We start from the raw sequence: 20151 nt of genomic DNA, 5'->3' as shown, positions 1-20151 counted from the left end.
CAAACACACCCATCGGAGAGTTGAGCAAGGCAGACTCAACTACCCGAGGAGTGCACATGTCCGACACCCGCCTCCTGCCCGTGCTCCCGCTCGATGACGACGTCGTGCTGCCGGGCATGGTCGTCCCGCTCGACCTCACCGACACCGAGACGCGGGCCGCGGTGGAGTCCGCCCAAGCCGGCACGCCCAGCCAGGCGTCCTTCCCCGGCATCCGGTCGACCGGCACCGCCAAGGCCGAAGTCCTGATCGTGCCGCGCGTCCACGGTGAGTACGCCGAGTACGGCACCGTCGCGACCGTCGAGCGCATCGGGCGCGTGCCCGGTGGCAAGGCCGCCGTCCTGCTGCGCGGCACCGCCCGCGCGCTCGTCGGCCGGATGGCCGACGGCCCCGGTGCCGCCCGCTGGGTGCACGCCGAGGACGCCCCCGAAACCACCGGCGACCAGACCGCGAAGCTCGCGGCCGAGTACAAGGCCGTCGTCATCTCGATCCTCCAGCAGCGCGGCGGCTGGCAGCTGATCGACGCCGTCCAGCAGGTCGAGGACCCGTCCGCGGTCGCCGACCTGTCCGGCAACGCGCCGTACCTGGACACCGACCAGAAGGTCGAGCTGCTCACCACGCTCGACGTCACCGCCCGCCTGGAGAAGGCGCTCGAGTGGAGCAAGGAGCACCTGGCCGAGCTCGAGGTCACCGACACGATCCGCAAGGACGTCTCCGAAGGCATGGAGAAGCAGCAGAAGGAGTTCCTGCTGCGCCGCCAGCTCGAAGCGATCCGCAAGGAGCTGGGCGAGCTCGACGGCAGCACCGACGACACGGACTACCGCGCCCGCGTCGAAGGCGCCGAGCTGCCCGACGCCGTGAAGAAGGCCGCGCTGGCCGAGGTGGACAAGCTGGACCGGACGTCCGAGCAGTCCCCCGAGGGCGGCTGGATCCGCACCTGGCTGGACACCGTCCTGGAGCTGCCCTGGAACGAGCGCACCGAGGACGTCTACGACATCGCGGCCGCGCGTGCCGTCTTGGACGCGGACCACGCGGGCCTGGACGACGTCAAGGAACGCATCATCGAGTACTTGGCCGTCCGGAAGCGTCGCGCGGAGTCGGGTCTCGGCCCGGTCGGCGGACGTCGTTCCGGCGCGGTGCTCGCCCTCGCGGGCCCTCCCGGGGTCGGCAAGACGTCGCTGGGTGAGTCCGTCGCGAAGGCCATGGGCCGCAAGTTCGTCCGGGTCGCCCTCGGCGGCATCCGCGACGAGGCGGAGATCCGCGGCCACCGCCGCACCTACGTCGGCGCGCTACCCGGCCGGATCGTCCGCGCCATCAAGGAAGCCGGCTCGATGAACCCGGTCGTGCTGCTCGACGAGATCGACAAGATCGGCGCCGACTACCGCGGCGACCCGACCGCGGCGCTGCTCGAAGTGCTGGACCCGGAACAGAACCACACGTTCCGCGACCACTACCTCGAGGTCGAGCTGGACCTGTCCGACGTCGTGTTCCTGGCGACGGCCAACGCCCTGGAGACCATCCCCGGCCCGCTGCTGGACCGGATGGAACTGGTGACGCTGGACGGCTACACCGAGCACGAGAAGGTCACCATCGCCCGCGACCACCTGCTCCCGCGCGAGCTGGAGCGCGCCGGCCTGAGCACGGACGACGTCGCGCTGACCGACGCCGCGTTCAGCCGGATCGCCGCCGAGTACACCCGCGAGGCGGGTGTGCGCGCCGCGAACCGCACGATCGCGAAGGTGCTGCGCAAGATCGCGACGAAGGTGGCGCTCGACCAGGCCACCCTGCCGCTCACGATCGACGATGCCGACCTGCCGGATTACCTCGGCCGGCCGCGCCACCTGCCGGAGTCGTCGCTGCCCGCGTCGACCCAGCGGACCGCGACCCCGGGCGTGGCCACGGGCTTGGCTGTGACGGGGGCCGGCGGTGACGTCCTCTACATCGAGGCGTCGCTGGCGGACCAGGAGTCCGGCGCGTCCGGGCTGCAGCTGACCGGCCAGCTCGGCGACGTGATGAAGGAGTCCGTCCAGATCGCGCTGTCCTACCTGCGCTCGCACGGCGCGGAGCTGGAACTGCCGGTCGGTGACCTGAAGAACCGCGGCATCCACGTCCACGTGCCGGCCGGCGCGGTCCCGAAGGACGGGCCGAGCGCGGGCGTCACGATGACGACGGCGCTGGCGTCGCTGCTCTCGGGCCGCGTGGTGAAGGCGGACGTCGCGATGACCGGCGAGGTGTCCCTGACCGGCCGCGTCCTCCCGATCGGCGGCGTCAAGCAAAAGCTGCTGGCGGCCCACCGCGCGGGGATGAAGACGGTGATCATCCCGCAGCGCAACGAGCCGGACCTGGACGACGTCCCGGCCGAGGTGCTGTCCCAGCTGGACGTCCACGCGGTGGCGAACGTCCGCGAGGTCCTCGACCTCGCCCTGACGCCGGCTTCGACGCCGGTCGCCCAGGCGGCGTAACCCCGAACGCCGCCACAGAACGGCCGGTTTCCCTGTCCCCCAAGGGAAACCGGCCGTTTCCCTATGTCCGGACCGGGGCGGTCGACTCGCGTTCGACCAGTGAGACGTCGATCGTCACCGGGTGCTTCGGGCGTTCGCTCTTCTCGATCGAGTCCATCAGGATGGACACCGCCGTCGATGCCTTGCGGGCGATGTCCTGCGACACCGTCGTCAGCTTCGGCGTCACGTAGTTGCACAGGTCGAGGTCGTCGAAGCCGACCACCGAGATGTCCTCCGGGACGCGTGCGCCCGCCTCGGTCAGGCCGTGGACGATGCCGACCGCGAGGATGTCCGCCGTTGCGAACAACGCCGTCATGCCCGGGTGGCGGTCAGTCAAACCCAGGCCCAGGTCGTGGCCTTCGGCGTATGTCGTGTTGACCGTCTCCACCAGGTCCGGCCGGGTGACGCCGGCGTCCGCGAACGCCTGGCAGAAGCCCTCGAAGCGTTCGTGGACCACGCCTACGCCGCTGAACGCGGGGGCGGCGAACAGGATCCGGCGGTGGCCGAGGTCCAGCAGGTGCCGGGCCGCTAGGCGGGCGCCCGCGAAGTCGTCCGAGCGCGTGCCTGTCGTCAGGCGGTTCGCCGAGTAGCTGTCGATCGCGACGACGTGGACCGCGCCGATCGTCTTCTTCGTCAGGTTGCCGACCTCCTCGTCGAGGAAGCCCAGCAGGATCGCGCCGTCGAGGCTCCACGACCGCAGGGCCTCGGCGACCTCGTCCGGGTGGGCGACGCCGCGCAGCAGCAGGTGGTAGCCGTACTTGCGCAGCTCGCGCTCGATCAGGCCGACGATCGCCATGGTGTGCGGGCTGATCATCAGGCTGTCCTCGTCGGCGGCCGGCACCAGCAGGCCGACCAGCCGCGACGCCTTCGTCGCGAGGCTGCGGGCCGACGCGCTCGGGACGTAGCCGAGCTCGGCCGCGATGCGCTGGACCTTCTCGATGGTCCCGGGTGAGACGCGCGCGCGGTTGCCGTTCATCACGTTCGACACGGTCATCATGCTCACGCCCGCCTGCTCGGCGACCTCCCGCAGCGTGACGCGCACCCTCGGACTCCTCTCGCTCACCCCGGGCCCCAAGGTTACGGGACCGGCCGTTGACAAGCGGCCGGGGACGACATTACCGTCTATCGAGGTATAGCGCTAAACCTAATCGCCGCGGACCTGGGTCCGCACCCTTCGCCGCGCTCCGGAAACCGTTGAGCCAGAACGGGAGTCCCGTGACCACCGACCTCTCGACCAGCCCGCTGACCACACCCGCCGAGCAGGCGGCACCGTGGTGGCGCGGTGCCGTCATCTACCAGATCTACCCCCGCAGTTTCGCCGACGGGAACGGCGACGGCACCGGTGACCTCGCCGGCGTCCGCGCCCGCCTGCCCCACCTGAAACGCCTCGGCGTGGACGCCATCTGGTTCACGCCCTGGTACTCCTCGCCGCTGGCCGACGGCGGTTACGACGTCGCCGACTACCGCGTCATCGACCCGGCGTTCGGCACCCTCGACGAGGCCGAACAGCTGATCGCCGAAGCCGCCGGGCTGGGCATCAAGACCATTGTGGACATCGTCCCCAACCACGTCTCGGACCAGCACGAGTGGTTCCGGGCCGCACTGGCCGCCGGGCCGGGATCGCCGGAGCGCCAACGGTTCTGGTTCCGCCCGGGCCGCGGCGAGCACGGCGAACGGCCGCCGACGGACTGGGAGTCCAGCTTCTCCGGCGGCACCTGGACCCGCACCACGAACCCGGACGGCACGCCCGGCGACTGGTACCTGCACCTGTTCGCGCCCGAGCAGCCGGACCTCAACTGGAACCACCCGGACGTCCGCGCCGAGCACGAGCGCGTGCTGCGCTTCTGGTTCGACCGGGGCGTCGCGGGCATCCGCATCGACTCCGCGACCATGCCGGTCAAGGACCCGATGCTGCCCAACGAGGTGACGCCGGACGCGCACCCGTTCGTCGACCGCGACGAGATCCACGATATCTACCGCGGCTGGCGGGCCGTCGCCGACTCCTACGCCGAGCCGCGGGTGCTGGTCGGCGAGGTCTGGCTGGCCGACCCGCACCGCTTCGCCCGCTACCTGCGGCCGGACGAGATGCACACGGCGTTCAACTTCGACTTCATGATGCGCCCGTGGGACGCCGGCGAGCTGCGCACGGCAATCGTGTCCACTTTGGACGCCCACGGCCCGGTCGGCGCGCCGCCGACGTGGGTGCTGTCCAACCACGACGTCACCCGCGCGGCCACCCGCTACGGCCGCGAGGACAGCTCGTTCGGCTTCGTGGGCCGGGCCTTCGGCATCCCGACGGACCTCGCGAAGGCGCAGCGCCGGGCCCGTGCGGCCGCCCTGCTGTCGGCAGCCCTGCCCGGCTCGCTGTACGTCTACCAGGGTGACGAGCTGGGCCTGCCCGAGGTCGAGGACCTGCCTCTGGACGTCCTGCAGGACCCGATGCACTTCCGCTCCGGCGGCACCGACCCCGGCCGCGACGGCTGCCGCGTCCCGCTGCCCTGGACGTCCGACGCGGACAGCGCGTTCGGGTTCGGTGCCGGAACCCCGTGGCTCCCCCAGCCGGCGAACTGGGGTGACTACTCGGTCGAGCGGCAGGACGGCGATCCGCGGTCGATGCTGACGCTCTACCGCACCATGATCGCGCTGCGCCGGGCCGAACCGGCGTTGCGTGGGGAGGAGTTCGCCTGGGCGGGCGAAGACGGCGACGACGTCCTCGCCTTCCGCCGTGGCGACGACCTGCTCTGCCTGGTCAACTTCGGGGAAACCCCGATCGACCTGCCGTCCCACCTCGAAGTCCTGCTCGCCAGCGAAGAGCCGGCCGGCGCCCAGTTGCCCACCGACACAGCCGTCTGGCTGCGAGTCCAGTAACCCGCGTCGAAACCGCTAGGAGTGACGATGAAGTCCTCGAAGATCGCCGCGGTCTGCCTGTGCGCCGCCGCCGCGCTGACCGCCTGTTCCGGTGGCGACGACACCACCACCGCCGACGGCAAGACCGTCGTCAAGGTGTCCATCGAACCGGGCCTCGACCAGGGCGCGGTCGCCGCGTTCAACACCCGGGTCACGCAGTTCGAAACCGCGAACCCGAAGATCGACCTGGTCCCGCAGGAGTTCAAGTGGGACGCGACGACGTTCACCGCGCAGCTGGCGGGCGGCACGCTCCCCGACGTCCTGACCATGCCGTTCACCGACGGCCGCGGCCTGATCGAACGCCGTCAGCTCGCCGACATCAGCGGCCTGGTCGACCAGCTGCCGTACGCGAAGAAGTTCAACCCCGAGGTCGCGAAGGCGGGCTCGGCCGACGACGGCAAGATGTGGGCCGTCCCGATCGCCGCCCACGGCCAGGCGCTGCACTACAACCGGACGCTGTTCAAGCAGGCCGGCCTCGACCCGGACAAGCCACCGTCCACTTGGGACGAGATCCGCACGGACGCGAAGCAGATCGCCGGGAAGACCGGCCAGGCCGGGTACGCCCAGCTGACCACGGACAACACCGGCGGCTGGATCCTCGCCACGCTCGACTACGCCTTCGGCGGCCGCACCGAGCAGCTGGCCGGCGACAAGGCGACGGCCACGCTGAACACGCCGCAGATGGCCCGCGCGCTGCAGACCATCCACACCATGCGCTGGGACGACAACAGCATGGGCGCCAACTTCCTCTACGACTGGAACGGCATCAACCAGGACTTCGCCGCCGGCCGGATCGGGATGTACGTCTCCGGCGGCGGCAACTACGGCTCGCTGAAGGCGCAGAACGCGATCAAGGCGGACGACTACGGCGTCACGGCCCTCCCGCTCGACGGCTCGAACGCCGGTGTCCTCGGCGGCGGCACGCTCGCCGGCGTCAACGCCAAGGCGAACGACGCCGTCAAGGCCGCGGCCGTGAAGTGGATCGACTTCTACTACCTGAGCAAGCAGGCCGACCAGGCCGCGGCGGTGGCCGACGCGAAGGCGACCGCGGACTCCGGCGAGGCCGTCGGCTCGCCCGAGCTGCCGGTGTTCGACAAGGCGACCTTCGACCAGCGGCTGGGCTGGATCGCGCAGTACGTCAACGTGCCGGTGAAGCAGATGACGCCGTACACGGACAAGATGTTCGGTCAGCCGCTGATCCCGGAGCCGACGCGGTCCACCCAGCAGGTCTACGGCCTGCTCGACCCGGTGGCGCAGAAGGTCCTGACCGACCGCGGCGCGGACATCCCCGCCCTGCTGGCCGACGCGCAGACGCAGGCCCAGGCGTTGCTGGACAAGCCGTGACGCTCACGGCGGCCCGGCCGGCGGTGGCGACCTCGCGCCCGCCGGCCCGGGCCCGCCGCCGGCGCACCCCGATGACGTGGGTGCGCGGCGGCGGCCTCGGCACGCTCCTGTTCCTGCTGCCGATGCTGGCCGTGTTCGGGCTGTTCTCGTGGCGGCCGATCGGCCAGGCCGTCGTGATGAGCTTCCAGCAGACGAACCTCGTCTCCGACCCGGTGTTCGTCGGGCTCGACAACTACAAAGCCGTGCTCAGCGACCCGCAGCTGTGGAACGCCGTCGGCAACACGCTGTGGTTCGCCGTGCTCGCGCTGCTGCTCGGCTACCCGATCCCGCTCCTCGCCGCGGTGCTGATGAGCGAGGTCCGCCGGGCGAAGGGCCTCTACAGCGCGCTGGCCTACCTGCCGGTGGTGATCCCGCCGGTGGTGGCCGTGCTGCTGTGGAAGTTCTTCTACGACGCGAGCCCGAACGGCGTGTTCAACACCGTGCTGGGCGCCGTCGGGATCAGCCCGGCGCCGTGGCTGCAATCGGCGTCGACGGCGATGTTCTCGCTGGTCGCGGAGGCGACGTGGGCGGCGGCCGGCGCCACGATCATCATCTACCTCGCCGCGCTGACCAGTGTCCCGCCCGAGCAGTACGAGGCGGCCGAGATCGACGGCGCGTCGGTCTGGGGCAAGGTCTGGCACGTCACGCTGCCGCACCTGCGCGGCGTCCTGCTGATCACGTTCATCCTGCAGATCGTCGGCACCGCGCAGGTGTTCCTCGAGCCGTTCCTGTTCACCGGCGGCGGCCCGGCGCGGTCGACGACCACGATCCTGCTGCTCGTCTACGACTACGCCTTCGCCGACAGCCTCGGCGGCGACTACGGGGCCGCGACCGCGTTGAGCGTCCTGCTCGCCCTGGTCCTGGGCCTGTTCTCCGCCGTGTACTTCCGCCTCACCCGCTCCTGGAGCAAGTCATGACGCGCGCCCTGCTCTCGCCGTCGGACTGGCGGCGGCCCGCCGTCCGCCGCACGACCCGCACCCTGCACGCTTTGTTGCTCACGGCGTTGTTCCTGGCCGGCCTGGGCCCGATGCTGTGGCTGGCGAAGGCGGCGGTCACGCCGACGCAGGACACGCTGCGCGACCCGCTGGCCTTGTGGCCGCACGGGATCGACTTCGCCAACCTCTCGACGGCGTGGACGCGCGTGCAGATCGACAAGTACTTCCTCAACACCGTGTGGGTCGCCGCCGGGTCGTGGCTGGTGCAGCTGATCGTCGCGACGACGGCCGGGTTCGCGCTGTCGGTGCTGCGGCCGCGCTACCGGCGCGTGCTCACCGGCGTCGTCCTGACGACGTTGTTCGTGCCGGCCGTCGTCCTGCTGGTGCCGCTGTACCTGTCGATGGTCGACTTCTCGCTGATCAACTCGTTCTGGGCGGTCTGGCTGCCTTCGGGCGCCAGCGCGTTCAACATCCTTCTCGTGCAACGGTTCTTCGACAACCTCCCGCGTGAGGTGTTCGAAGCCGCTCGCGTCGACGGTGCGGGCCCGCTGAGGTTGTTCTGGTCGGTCGTGCTGCCGATGTCACGCCCGATCCTCGGCGTCGTCTCGGTGTTCGCGATCGTGGCCGCCTGGAAGGACTTCCTGTGGCCGATGCTGGTGCTGCCCGACCCGGCGGTCCAGCCGCTCTCGGTCCGGCTGCCGGCGCTGCAGAAGTTCGTCGAGCTGGACGTCTTCCTCGCCGCTCTGGCTATTTCGACGGTCATCCCCGTCGTGCTGTTCCTCGTGTTCCAGCGGATGTTCCTGCGCGGCAACGCCTTGAGCGGAGCCGTCAAAGGCTGATTCTCTTTGTTGGGAGAAAACAGATGCGCAGATTCCCTGTTCTGGCCGTCGCGGTGCTCACTTTCACCGCTCTCTTGGGCACGGTCCCGGCACACGCCGCGACCACTCGTCTCGAAGCCGAATCCGCTGCTCTTTCAGGCGGTACCGTCGTCGAAACCGACCATCCCGGCTTCAGCGGTTCCGGGTTCGTCGGCGGCTACACCGACGGCCACCGCGGTACCGCGCGGACGACGTTCTCCGTCTCTGCCGCGTCGGCCGGTTCGTACACCCTCGCGCTCGCCTACGCGAACGGCACCGGCTCTTCGCGCACCGTCACCTTGACCGTGGATTCCACGGCACAGCAGATTTCTTTGCCCGCTACGGCTTCCTGGGACAGCTGGGGCTCGGCGAGTGTCGCCGTCCCCCTCGGCGCGGGCGCGCACAGCGTGTCCTACACCTTCGGCCCAGGTGACAGCGGGAACGTCAACCTCGACCGCCTCGACGTCACGCCGTCCGCGACCGGGCAGGCGGGCCCGCTGTTCGAGGCCGAGAACGCGACGCTCACCGGCGGCGCGGTCGTCTCGACCGAGCACCCCGGCTACAGCGGGAGCGGGTTCGTCGGCGGTTACACCGACGGCAACAAGGGCAACGCCCGGACGTCGTTCGCCGTCAAGGTGACCACCGCCGGGGCGCAGTCGCTCGCCCTGCGGTACGCGAACGGCACCGGTACCGCCATGACGCTTTCGCTCTATGTCGACAGCGTCCGCCAGCGCCAGGTGTCGCTACCGGCGTCGGCGAACTGGGACACCTGGACGTCGGCGACCGAGTCCGTGACGCTGACCGCGGGCGACCACACGGTGGCGTACGCCTTCGACAGCACCGACTCCGGCAACGTGAACCTCGACAACCTGACCGTGACGCCGTCGGTGCCTTCGCAACCCGCTGGTCCTGGCGAGGCGGAGGCGGCCTTCGTGTCCGGCGGTGCGACCGTCGGCACGGCGACCACGGGCTTCACCGGGCCGGGTTACGTGACCGGCTTCGGGACCGCGGGCGCGCGTCTGGTGCGCACGTTCGCGATGGCGTCGGCGGGCACGGCGACCGCGACGATCCGGTTCGCCAACGCGGGCACCCTCGCGGTGGCGGCGAACGGCCGTGACGCCGGGACGGCGACCTTGCCGTCCGGCACCGGCTGGCGGACGGCCACCGTCTCGGTGCCGGTCCGCGCCGGCGTCAACACGCTGCAGCTGGCCGGCACCGGCAACGACGTCCTGGTCGACAGCGTCGTCGTCGCCAACGAGACGGCGCTGGCCGCGCGGGGCGCGACGACGCCGTACACCGAGTACGAGGCCGAAGCCGGGACGACCACCGGGACCGTGCTCGCCGCGGACCGGACGTTCCACACGGTCCAGGCCGAGTCGAGCGGCCGCCGCGCGGTGCGGCTCGGCGCGACCGGGCAGTCGGTGAGCGTCACGCTGACCAAGCCCGCGAACGCCGTCACCCTGCGGTTCTCGATCCCGGACAGCGCGGACGGCGCCGGGCAGACCGCGCCGCTGGCGCTCTACGCGAACGGGACGAAGATCCGCGACCTGTCCCTGACGTCGAACTACAGCTGGGTCTACGGCGTGTACCCGTACACGAACGTGCCGTCGCAGGGCAGCCCGCACCGGTACTACGACGAGACGCGTGCTTCGATCGGCGACTGGCCCGCGGGCACGGTCCTGAAGCTGCAGAAGGACGCGTCGAGCACGGCCGCGTACTACGACGTCGACCTGCTGGACGCCGAGCAGGCGCCCAGTGCGGCGACCGCCCCGGCGGGCGCGTTGTCCATCACGTCGTACGGCGCGGTGCCGGACAACGGGTCGGACGCGACATCGGCGATCAACGCCGCGATCGCCGCGGGCGCGGCCCAGAACAAGCCGGTGTGGATCCCGGCCGGGACGTTCCGGATCACGTCGAAGATCAACGTCGCGAACGTGCGCGTTTTCGGCGCGGGGCCGTGGTCGTCGGTGATCCAGGGCACCGGTCCGCGCGGTGGCTTCTTCGGCACGGGCAGCAACGTCACGCTGGCCGACTTCGCGATCTTCGGTGACGTCCGGATCCGCGACGACAACGGCTCGGACGGCGCGCTGGACGGCAACTTCGGCACCGGGTCGCTGATCCAGAACCTGTGGATCGAGCACACCAAGGTCGGGCTGTGGGCCGACTCGGGCACGAACGGCCTGTACGTCGTCGGCACGCGGATCCGCGACACGTTCGCGGACGGCGTCAACATCCACGCCAAGGACGCCGGCACGAGCAACGTGCGCGTGGACCAGTCGATGGTCCGCAACACCGGCGACGACGGGCTGGCGATGTTCTCCGAAGGCAACACGGTGGCCGGGAGCGCGTACACGTTCAACACGGTCCAGTCGCCGGCGCTGGCCAACGGCATCGGCGTCTTCGGCGGGTCCGGCAACCGCGTCGAGGACAACGTCGTCGCGGACAACGTCACGGCGGGCTCGGGCATCACGGTCGGCACCCGCTTCAACCCGGTCCCCCTGTCGGGCACGACGTCGATCCGCCGCAACACGCTCGTCCGGACGGGCAGCTTCGAGTACAACTGGAACTCGGCGATCGGCGGCCTCTGGATCTACGCGGATTCGGCACCCATCGCGGCCCCGATCGTCGTCGAGGACCTGACGCTGACCGACAGCGGTTACCAGGGCGTGCTGCTGAGCTTCCAGAAGTCGATCACGCAGCTGAGCTTCGACCGCGTCACGATCGCCGGAGCGGGCACGTACGGCATCGAGACGAACGCGACGGGCAGCGCATCGATCGCACATACAACGGTGACGGGCGCCACGTCCGGAGGGCTGCTCAACGACGGCGGCTACACGCTGGTGAGAGGAGCCGGGAACTCGGGCTTTTAACGCAAACGGCCCCGGTGACCTGCGAGGTCACCGGGGCCGCTGGGCGTGGCGGGTGAGGGATTCGAACCCCCGTAGGCGTAAGCCAACTGGTTTACAGCCAGTCCCCTTTGGCCACTCGGGTAACCCGCCCAAGCCGGTTGTACCGGCCGGGGAGAAGCTTACCCAAGCACTCCCGGCGGGGGTCAACCGGGATACCCGGGACTAGGCTGGGTGCCCCTGACTAGCGAGTACGAGGTGTGAGGACACGTGGCGGATCCCTCTTTCGACGTCGTGAGCAAGGTCGACCACCAGGAGGTGGACAACGCGCTGAACCAGGCGAGCAAGGAGCTGGGCACGCGCTTCGACTTCCGCGGCACGGGCACGACGATCAACTGGTCCGGCGAGGAGGCGATCGCGATCGAGTCCGAGACCGAGGAGCGCGCCCTGGCCGCGGTCGAGGTCTTCAAGGAGAAGCTGATCAAGCGCAGCATCTCGTTGAAGGCGTTCGAAGCGGACGAGCCGGCCCTGTCGGGCAAGATCTACAAGCTCAGCGGCAAGATCATCCAGGGCATCGCCTCGGACAAGGCGAAGCAGATCGCCAAGTTCATCCGCGACGAGGGCCCGAAGGGCGTGCAAGCCCAGATCCAGGGCGACCAGCTGCGGGTGTCGGGCAAGAAGAAGGACCAGCTGCAGGACGTGATCGCGTTGCTCAAGGGCAAGGACTTCGAGATCGCGTTGCAGTTCACGAACTACCGCTGACGCACCCTCGTTGACCTGCGGGTATCCCCTGTCGGGTGCCCGTGGGTACAACGTCGGCGAGTGCCCTCAGCTCCGGTCCGCGTCGCGTCGGTAGCTGTAGTGGATCAAGCCCTCGTGGTACTTGCCCACCCTGTCGTACAGCGCGCGTGCTGGGGCGTCCGCCAGTGTGTTCCAGTACAGGCCCGGGAAACCCTGCTCCTTCGCGTCCCGCGCCACCCAGTCGATCATCGCTGTCGCGATGCCCCGCCGGCGGGCTTCCGAGGCCACGAACAGGTCCGCCAGGTAGCACTTCGCGGCGTACCAGATGCTCGCGTGGAACAGGTAGTGCGCGGCGCCCACCACCTCGCCGTTCAGGCGGGCGGCGATTCCGCGGGTCCGGTCGTCGTCCAGCAGGCGGCGCCAGGTGCGTTCGTAGGCTTCGTCGGCTCGTTCCACCTCGAAGTGCGCGTCTTTGCCTCGGGCCAGGACCTCCCAGCGGGCGCGGTCGGATTCGGTCAGGAAGCTGATCTCCACCAACGAATGCCTCCGCTCAGGACGGCGTGATCGTCCAGCTCGTCTCGTAGCCGTCCACCCTCAGGTACGCCGGACCTCGAACGTCCCGGTCCACCTCGACGTCGCCGATCTCGTTGACCAGCAGGTCGCCGGTCTCCTCGGACTGCACCCACAGCGCTATGTTGCCGCGGGTCTTGGCTTTGAGGTGGACGCGCGTGATGCCCGCCGGGACCCGCAGGACCGCGTCGCCCTTGCCGGTTGACGGCTTGGCGGCGCTCGCCTCCGGGAGGCTTCGGTAGTCCGCGATCGTCGCCGTCCAAGGGGCGTCCGCCAGGACCGTCACCTTCCTCGTGGGGCGGTCCGGTTCCGTGTTCAGCCAGGTTGTGCCCTTGTACGCGCCGATCGCGTTGACCAGGCCGAACTCGCCGCCGTCGGTGCTGATGATCACGTTGCCCGCGCACTTCGGGCAGTCGAACGTGAAGAAACCCAGCTGGTCCGCCGGCCACGTCACCGCGAACTGGCCTTCGCCCTTGCCCGTGTGCGTCTCCGGCGGCAGGTCACGCGGCGCGGCCGGCGCAGTCGTCGGAGGAGCCGCAGGCACCGCAGGCACCGCAGACGCGGAAGCACCAGCCGCCACGATCACGCCGTACCCGGTCCCCGACGCGCACCCCGACGCCAGCACCACGGCCGCCAGCGCGCACACCAATTTCCTCATCAGATCCCCCTCAGTGATCTTTCGGCCGGCTTTGCCCCGGCGTTACCGTCGCCTTGTGTGATCGATCACCCAATCGGGCGCAGGCAAACCCCGAACGTGCGAACGCCGCGCGACCGTCCACAGCAGACCGCCCGCAGCGTGTTGTAATCGCGCGGTCACCGCGTGGAGAGGGTCAGGATGCGCCGTTTGCTCGTCTTCGTGCTTCCGCTGGTCCTCGTCACCGCCCTGCTGACGCCCGCGAGCGCCGCCGAGCGCCGGCAGCTCGTTCCCGGCTACGGCTCCTACGCCCGGCTCGTGCGGCTCGAGCACTCCGCCTTCGGACGCGGGCGCATCATCGCCGCGCTCACCAGCGAAGACGCCGGGGGCAAGTTCACCCCCGTCATGGAGAGCACCGACGAAGGCGCGTCCTTCCACGAGATCGCCGAGATCCACGACCCCGACGGCCGCTACGGCATGTGCTGCGGCACCCTCTACGAACTCCCGCAGCGCGTCGGCCGGCTCCGCGCGGGCACCCTGCTGTGGGCCGCGTCCTACCGGCAGGACGCCGGGGCACAACGCCGCGTCGGGATCAAGATCTGGGCCAGCAAGGACGGCGGCCGCTCCTGGGGGTTCCTGGCCGAAGCCGCCCGCTCGCACAACATCGACGGCATCTGGGAGCCGGAGTTCACCGTCGACGCCGGGGGCACGCTCTGGCTGCACTTCGCCGACGAGACGCAGGCCCCGAAGTACGCGCAGGTGCTCAACCGCGTCGCCTCGACCGACGGCGTGAACTGGGGCACCAAGCAGCTCACCCTGGCCATCCCGCCGGACCGGGTCCGCCCGGGCATGCCGATCATCCGGCGGCTGCCCGACGGCCGGTACTACTTCGCCTACGAGATCTGCAACTTCCGCGACCGCTACTGCGACCCGTACTTCAAGATCTCGCCCGACGGCGCCAACTGGGGCAGCCCGACCGACCCCGGCACCCGCGTCAACACCGCGAATGGCAACTACTTCCAGCACGCGCAGACGATCACGCTGTTCCCCGGCGGGCCGAACGGCGTCCGGATCGTCATGGTCGGGCAGATCTACACCGACGCCAAGGGCAAACCGCAGCCCGGCAACGGCCAGGTCCTGCTCGCGAACGACAACTTCGGCAGCGGCAACTGGTACGAGCTGCCCGCGCCGGTGCACATCACCGGCATCTACAACAACTTCTGCCCCAACTACTCCTCGACGCTGCTGCCGGTCGACGACGGCAAGAACGTCCTGGAGATCGCCACCGAGTACAACCTCGGCTGCAAGGCCTACTTCGGCAAGGGGCCGGCCTTCTAGCGCTTCCCCATCACGGCTCCACCCGTTGCCCCGTAGGGTGGGCCGCGGCGGTGGACCGAGCAGAGGGAGGCAGCGAATGAAGGGCATCGTGCTGGCCGGAGGCAGCGGGACACGCTTGCACCCGATCACCCAGGCGGTGTCGAAGCAGCTGCTCCCCGTCTACGACAAGCCGATGGTCTACTACCCGATCTCGGTGCTGATGCTGGCCGGGATCCGCGAGATCCTCATCATCTCCACCCCCGCTGACCTGCCGATGTTCCGCAAGCTGCTGGGCAACGGCGACCAGTTCGGCCTCGCGTTCACCTACGCCGAGCAGGCCAGTCCCAACGGGCTGGCCGAGGCGTTCGTGATCGGCGCGGACTTCATCGGCGACGACGACGTCGCGCTGGTGCTCGGCGACAACATCTTCTACGGCCAGGGCTTCTCCAGCCGGCTGCAGGCCGCGGTCCGGGACCTCGACGGCTGCGTCCTGTTCGGCTACCCGGTCAAGGATCCCGAGCGCTACGGCGTCGGCGAGGTCGGCGCGGACGGCAAGCTGGTCTCCATCGAGGAGAAGCCGGCCAAGCCCCGCTCGAACAAGGCGATCACCGGGCTGTACTTCTACGACAACCAGGTCGTCGAGATCGCGCGGGCGCTCAAGCCGTCGCCGCGTGGCGAGCTGGAGATCACCGACGTCAACCTCACCTACGTGCGCCAGGACCGCGCGACGCTGATCGAGCTGAGCCGCGGGTTCGCCTGGCTCGACACCGGCACGCACGATTCGCTGCTCGAGGCCGGGCAGTTCGTGCAGGTGCTGGAGCACCGGACCGGCGTGCGCATCGCCTGCCTCGAGGAGATCGCGCTGCGGATGGGCTTCATCGACGCCGACGAGTGCTACGCGCTGGGCTCGAAGCTCGCGAAGTCCGGCTACGGCGACTACGTCAAGGCCGTCGCCGTGGCGGCGGGAGCCGCGGCCTAGAACAGCTGGTCACGCAGCGTCGGCCCGGCGTACTCGGTCCGGAAGACACCGCGTTCCTGCAGGTGGGGGACGACCTTCTCGACGAACTCGTCGAGCCCGCCGGGGGTGAGGTGCGGGGCGAGGACGAAGCCGTCGGCCGCGTCGGACTGGACGTACTCGTCGATCGTCCCGGCCACGGTCGCGGGCGAGCCGACGAACTGCTGGCGCGCGGTGGCCTCGATCACCAGCTCGCGGATCGACAGCTTCTTCTCTTCGGCGAGCGCTCGCCACTTCGCGGCCAGCGCGGCCGGGTCCTTCTCGTGGCGGACGCGGCCCCAGGTCAGCGGCGCGGCGTCCGGGTCAGGGTCGATGTCGGGCAGCGGCCCGTCGATGTCGTAGGCCGACAGGTCGCGGCTCCACACCTGCTCGAGGAACTGGATCGCGGTGGCCGGGCGGACCTGCTGGTACCGGATCTCCCGCGCGCGCTCCGCGGCTTCGGCGTCGGTGTCGCCGAGGACGAACGCCGCGGCCGGCATGATCAGCAGCTCGCCGGGCTCGCGGCCGTAGGTGCTCAGACGCCGCTTGACGTCGTGGAAGAACGCCTGGCCGTCTTCGAGCGTGCCGTGCCGGCTGAAGATGACGTCGGCGGCCTTCGCGGCGAACTCGCGGCCTTCGTCGGAGTCGCCGGCCTGGATGACGACCGGCTGCCCCTGCGGTGTGCGCGGCAACGTGAACTCACCGTGGATGTCGAACTGCGGTCCACTGTGGACGAACTTGCCGGGGTCGCGCGCGAAGACGCCGTTCTCCTTGTCCCCCACCAGGGTTCCGGGCTGCCAGCTGTCCCACAGCTCGCGCACGGTGGCCAGGAACTCCTCGGCGCGCGCGTACCGGTCCTCCCGCTTGAGGAAGCCGCCGCGCCGGAAGTTCCGGCCGGTCCAGGCGTCCGGCGACGTCACGACGTTCCACGCCGCGCGCCCGCCGGAGAGGTGGTCGATGCTCGCGACCTGGCGCGCCACCTCGTAGGGCTCGTTGAACGTCGACGACAGCGTCCCGGCCAGGCCGAGGTGGGTGGTGACGGCCGACAGCGCGGCCAGCACCGCGGTCGTGTTGGGCCGGCCGACGACGTCGGTGTCGAGGATCTTGCCCGCGTGCTCGCGCAGCCGCAGGCCTTCGGCGAGGAACAGGAAGTCGAGCTTGCCGCGTTCGGCCGTTCGGGCGAGGTGCTCGAACGACGCGAAGTCGATCTGGCTGCCCGCCGCCGGATCGCTCCACACCGTGGTGTTGTTGACGCCGGGGAAGTACGCGGCCAGCTTGATCTGCTTGGTCATCTCAGGCTCCCGGGGTGACGGCGTACTGGTTGACCGCGCGGCCGAGCCCGAGGTGCTCGCGCAACGTCGAGCCGCGGTAGCCGGGCCGGAACGCGCCGGCCGCGCGCAGGGCCGGCACGACCTCGCCGGTCAGCAGGTCGAGGTCGTCGGGCAGCACCGCCGGCCGCAGGTGGAAGCCGGCGACGCCGGACTCGGCGGCCCAGCGCGGCAGCTCGGCGGCCAGCTGCGCGGGCGTGCCGACGAACGACAGGCCGACGGGCTCGAACGGCGTCAGCGCGTCCAGCTCCCGCCGCCGGTCCCGGGCGGTCTGCGCGGTCTCGGCGAGCACGATCGAGACGGTCGCGAGCACCTTCGCGCCGGGGAACCGCGCGGCCGTGGCACACACGGCGTCGAGGTGGTCCGCCCTGGTGATGACCAGGTCGGCGGCGACGGCGTGCGGGGAATCGCCGTAGACGGCGGTCACCGGGTGGCCCTGCGGCGGCCGCGGCGTGATCGACGGGCCCTTCACGCTGAAGAAGCCGCCCTCGAAGTCGACGTAGTGCAGCTTCTCCCGGTCGATGAACCGGCCGGTGGCCGCGTCGCGGATGATCGCGCCGTCCTCCCAGCTGTCCCAGAGCCGGGTGACGACGTCGACGACCTCGGCGTTCTCCGCCTCCGCGGCGGCCTCGGCGGGCGCCGGGCGCCGGCCGAAGTGCGCGGCCTCGGCGTCGGTGCGCGACGGCACGGCGAGCACGCCGGCGCGGCCGCGGCTGGCGTAGTCCAGCGTCGCGACCGACGTCGAGACGTGGAACGGCTCGGTGTGCGTGGTGGTGACCGTCGGCACCAGGCCGATCCCGCTGGTCGCCGGCGCGATCGCGGACAGCGTGAGCAGCGCGTCGAGGCGGCCGCGGACGACCTGTTCGCCGCCGGACTGCAGCGCCAGCGAGTCGTCGAGGGTGACGAAGTCGAGCGAAGCCGCTTCGGCGAGCTTCGCGTACTTCAGGTAGTGGCCCGAGGTGAACAGCGCGGCGGGCTCGGCCGCGGACACGCGCCACGCGGCCGGGTGGTACCCGGCCCCGTCGATGGCGACGCCCAGGTGCAGCTCTGCGGAGACCATGCCTGCGCAACTCCGCGCGCCCGACGTGGATTCCCCGTCCCACCATGTGGAAGAAACGCAGCTTTCCCCGTGAAAGTGACGCCTGGGGGTCAGAGACCGCCGGGGGCGCGGCGGGCCATCTCCTCCAGCCGCGCGATGCGGTCGGCGATCGGCGGGTGCGTCGAGAACAGCTTGCTCATGCCCTCGCCCGGGCGGAACGGGTTCGCGATCATCAGGTGCGACTGCGACACCAGCTGCGGCTCCGCGACCAGCGGCCGCGCCCGCGTGCCCGCGTCCAGCTTCCGCAACGCCGAGGCCAGGCCCAGCGGGTCGCCGGTCAGCTCGGCGCCGGACGCGTCGGCCTGGTACTCCCGCGACCGGCTCACGCCCATCCGGATGACGGCGGCCGCGATCGGCCCGACGAAGAGCAGCAGCAGGCCGACCAGGGGGTTCCCGTCGCGGTTGTTGCCGCCGAAGAAGAACGCGATGTTCGCGAGCACGCTGATCAGGCTGGCCAGCGCCCCGGCGACGCAGGAAATCAGGATGTCGCGGTTGTAGACGTGGGACAGCTCGTGGCCGAGCACGGCCCGCAGCTCGCGCTCGTCGAGGATGTCGAGGATGCCGGTGGTGCAGCAGACCGCGGCGTGACGCGGGCTGCGGCCGGTGGCGAACGCGTTCGGCGCGGCCGTCGGGCTGAGGTACAGCGCCGGCATCGGCTGCCGGGCGACCGTCGCGAGCTCGCGCACGATCCGGTACATCGCGGGCTGCTCGGCCTCGGACACCGGCTGCGCGTGCATCGCGCGCAACGCCAGCTTGTCCGAGTTGAAGTAGGCGAAGGCGTTCATCCCCAGCGCGATGACCAGGCCGATGACCAGGGCACCGCGGCCGAAGAGCCCGCTGATCGCGACGATGATCGCCGACAGCAGGCCGAGCAGCAACGCCGTCTTCAACCCGTTCTGGTGCCCGTGCACGCGCGCTCGCCTCCGTCCGCTCTTTCCCGCTCTTCTGGTGGGTTACCCACTGGAAACAACGCGATCGGGGGACCCGAAGTTCCTTCGCGTGATCATCGCGCGGGTTACGCTCGGGAGGCGAATCGATCACGAGCGGAGGCGCCGATGCGAGGCCGCCGGATACGCCGGAGGACCCTGTTCGCCCTGGTCACCGCGGGCGCGGGGGCGGTGTTCCTGCCCGGGGTCGCGCGCGCGGAGAACGTCCGGTCGATCGAGCTGGGCGGCGCCCCGACCGGGATCGCGGTGAATCCGGTCACCGGCCTCGGTTACGTCACGGATCCCCAGGCCGGGACCGTTTCCGTCGTGGACCCGCAGAGCGCGACGATCGGCGCGGTGGTCCGCGTCGGCGGCGCGCCCGGCGACATCGCGGTCGACTCGGTCGCCAACCGGATCTACGTCGCCAACCCGCCGGCCGGCACCGTCGTGGTGCTGGACGGCCGCACCCACGACCTGGTGAGCGTCATCGGCGCGGGCGCCGGCGCGGCCACCCTGGCGGTCGACGAGCAGGCCAACCGCGTCTACGCGGCCAGCGGCGGCACCGGCATGCTCGCCGTGCTCGACGGCGTCAGCTGCTCGCTCGCGGCCCTCGTGCCCGGCCCGAAGCCGAGCCTGGGCGGCATCGCCGTCGACCCCGGCCGCAAGCTGGCCTACTGCGCCAGCACCGACACCGACTCGGTGGAGGTGTTCGACATCGACGCCGGGAAGTTCGTCGCGAGCGTGCACGTCGGGGCGAAGCCGACGGCGGTCGCGGTGCACGCCGCGAGCGGCACGGTGTACGTCGCGAACTCCGGCATCCACCACATGTCCATTGTGGACTCCTCGACGCGCACCGAGCGCAAGACCGTGTTGCTGCGCAGCGAATCCTCCGCGCTCGCCGTGCACCAGGGCACGAACACGGTCTACACCAACGGCGGGCAGAACGGCCTCAGCCGGATCGACGGCGCCACGGGCACACTGACCGGCGACCTGTCACTGGGCGTCAACCCCGGCGACGTCGCCGTCGACCAGCGGACGCACACGGTGTTCGTCACGGATCCCTTGCACGGCAGGGTTTCCCTCATCGGGGATTTCTGAGCACGCACCTGGGGTAAC

16 protein-coding genes and 1 tRNA gene are annotated in these 20151 nt (G+C 70.5%); 10 read left to right on the top strand and 7 right to left on the bottom strand.

The genetic code is table 11. The annotated features are described in order from the left end of the window. The first annotated feature begins 56 nt into the window (after positions 1-56). Entirely contained in the window at positions 57-2459 is a 2403-nt protein-coding gene (gene lon, locus OG439_RS41865) for an endopeptidase La (RefSeq protein WP_326945983.1), read from the top strand. Positions 2460-2520: 61 nt separating this feature from the next. On the opposite strand, the gene OG439_RS41860 is transcribed toward lon, so the two are convergent. Beyond that, on the bottom strand, positions 2521-3540 hold the full coding sequence (locus OG439_RS41860) for a LacI family DNA-binding transcriptional regulator (RefSeq protein WP_326945982.1): 1020 nt from the start codon (positions 3538-3540) through the stop codon (positions 2521-2523). Positions 3541-3713: 173 nt separating this feature from the next. Here OG439_RS41860 and OG439_RS41855 point away from each other — a divergent pair, with 173 nt between their 5' ends. From OG439_RS41855 to OG439_RS41835, 5 genes are read left to right on the top strand one after another with little or no spacing between them, the layout of a single operon-like run. Further along, positions 3714-5366, top strand: a complete 1653-nt coding sequence (locus tag OG439_RS41855; protein ID WP_326945981.1) for a glycoside hydrolase family 13 protein — start codon at positions 3714-3716, stop codon at positions 5364-5366. 27 nt (positions 5367-5393) lie between these two features. Further along, positions 5394-6749, top strand: coding sequence for an ABC transporter substrate-binding protein (locus OG439_RS41850; protein ID WP_326945980.1), 1356 nt, complete (start codon positions 5394-5396; stop codon positions 6747-6749). After that, positions 6746-7705 carry a carbohydrate ABC transporter permease gene (locus OG439_RS41845; protein WP_326945979.1) on the top strand — a complete coding sequence of 320 codons (960 nt, stop codon included), beginning with the start codon at positions 6746-6748 and terminating at the stop codon, positions 7703-7705. Before OG439_RS41850 ends, OG439_RS41845 begins: the two co-directional genes overlap by 4 nt. Next, entirely contained in the window at positions 7702-8562 is an 861-nt protein-coding gene (locus tag OG439_RS41840) for a carbohydrate ABC transporter permease (RefSeq protein WP_326945978.1), read from the top strand. The genes OG439_RS41845 and OG439_RS41840 overlap by 4 nt, the downstream gene beginning before the upstream one ends. 23 nt (positions 8563-8585) lie before the next feature. Continuing rightward, the gene (locus OG439_RS41835; RefSeq protein ID WP_326945977.1) at positions 8586-11450 is read left to right on the top strand and encodes a carbohydrate-binding protein; all 2865 of its coding nucleotides are present in this window, start codon (positions 8586-8588) and stop codon (positions 11448-11450) included. Between the two features lie 46 nt (positions 11451-11496). On the opposite strand, the gene OG439_RS41830 is transcribed toward OG439_RS41835, so the two are convergent. After that, positions 11497-11579: transfer RNA gene (locus OG439_RS41830), tRNA-Tyr, on the bottom strand. A gap of 117 nt (positions 11580-11696) precedes the next feature. On the opposite strand from OG439_RS41830, the gene OG439_RS41825 reads away from it, so the two are divergent. Beyond that, the gene (locus tag OG439_RS41825) at positions 11697-12188 is read left to right on the top strand and encodes a YajQ family cyclic di-GMP-binding protein (protein WP_247060445.1); all 492 of its coding nucleotides are present in this window, start codon (positions 11697-11699) and stop codon (positions 12186-12188) included. Positions 12189-12254: 66 nt separating this feature from the next. Here the strand turns inward: OG439_RS41825 and OG439_RS41820 are convergent, their stop codons facing one another. Both OG439_RS41820 and OG439_RS41815 read right to left on the bottom strand, forming a co-directional pair. Beyond that, entirely contained in the window at positions 12255-12701 is a 447-nt protein-coding gene (locus OG439_RS41820) for a GNAT family N-acetyltransferase (RefSeq protein ID WP_326945976.1), read from the bottom strand. Between the two features lie 16 nt (positions 12702-12717). Then, positions 12718-13395: a hypothetical protein gene (locus OG439_RS41815; RefSeq protein ID WP_326945975.1), complete on the bottom strand. Its 678-nt coding sequence runs from the start codon at positions 13393-13395 to the stop codon at positions 12718-12720. 177 nt (positions 13396-13572) lie between these two features. Between OG439_RS41815 and OG439_RS41810 the strand changes: the two genes are divergently transcribed. Next, positions 13573-14709 (top strand): sialidase family protein, encoded by a 1137-nt coding sequence (locus OG439_RS41810; protein WP_326945974.1) that lies wholly within the window; start codon positions 13573-13575, stop codon positions 14707-14709. 76 nt (positions 14710-14785) lie between these two features. Beyond that, the gene (gene rfbA / locus OG439_RS41805; RefSeq protein ID WP_247060435.1) at positions 14786-15667 is read left to right on the top strand and encodes a glucose-1-phosphate thymidylyltransferase RfbA; all 882 of its coding nucleotides are present in this window, start codon (positions 14786-14788) and stop codon (positions 15665-15667) included. Here the strand turns inward: rfbA and OG439_RS41800 are convergent. The 3 genes from OG439_RS41800 to htpX all read right to left on the bottom strand — a co-directional run bounded on the left by OG439_RS41800 (position 15664) and on the right by htpX (position 19020). Next, complete coding sequence (locus OG439_RS41800) at positions 15664-16974, bottom strand: NtaA/DmoA family FMN-dependent monooxygenase (RefSeq protein WP_326945973.1); 1311 nt, start codon at positions 16972-16974, stop codon at positions 15664-15666. The genes rfbA and OG439_RS41800 overlap by 4 nt on opposite strands. Position 16975: 1 nt before the next feature. Beyond that, positions 16976-18070, bottom strand: a complete 1095-nt coding sequence (locus OG439_RS41795) for an LLM class flavin-dependent oxidoreductase (RefSeq protein WP_326945972.1) — start codon at positions 18068-18070, stop codon at positions 16976-16978. Between the two features lie 89 nt (positions 18071-18159). Beyond that, positions 18160-19020 carry a zinc metalloprotease HtpX gene (htpX, locus tag OG439_RS41790; RefSeq protein ID WP_326945971.1) on the bottom strand — a complete coding sequence of 287 codons (861 nt, stop codon included), beginning with the start codon at positions 19018-19020 and terminating at the stop codon, positions 18160-18162. 144 nt (positions 19021-19164) lie between these two features. On the opposite strand from htpX, the gene OG439_RS41785 reads away from it, so the two are divergent. Next, a complete protein-coding gene (locus OG439_RS41785) occupies positions 19165-20133 on the top strand; it encodes a YncE family protein (protein WP_326945970.1) in 969 nt (322 codons plus the stop codon). Positions 20134-20151 lie beyond the last annotated feature (18 nt).

This window comes from Amycolatopsis sp. NBC_01307 (assembly GCF_035975215.1).
In the GTDB taxonomy this organism is placed as follows: domain Bacteria; phylum Actinomycetota; class Actinomycetes; order Mycobacteriales; family Pseudonocardiaceae; genus Amycolatopsis.
Note: the sequence above shows the minus strand (reverse complement) of the source record. Positions and strands in the feature narration are given on the sequence as shown.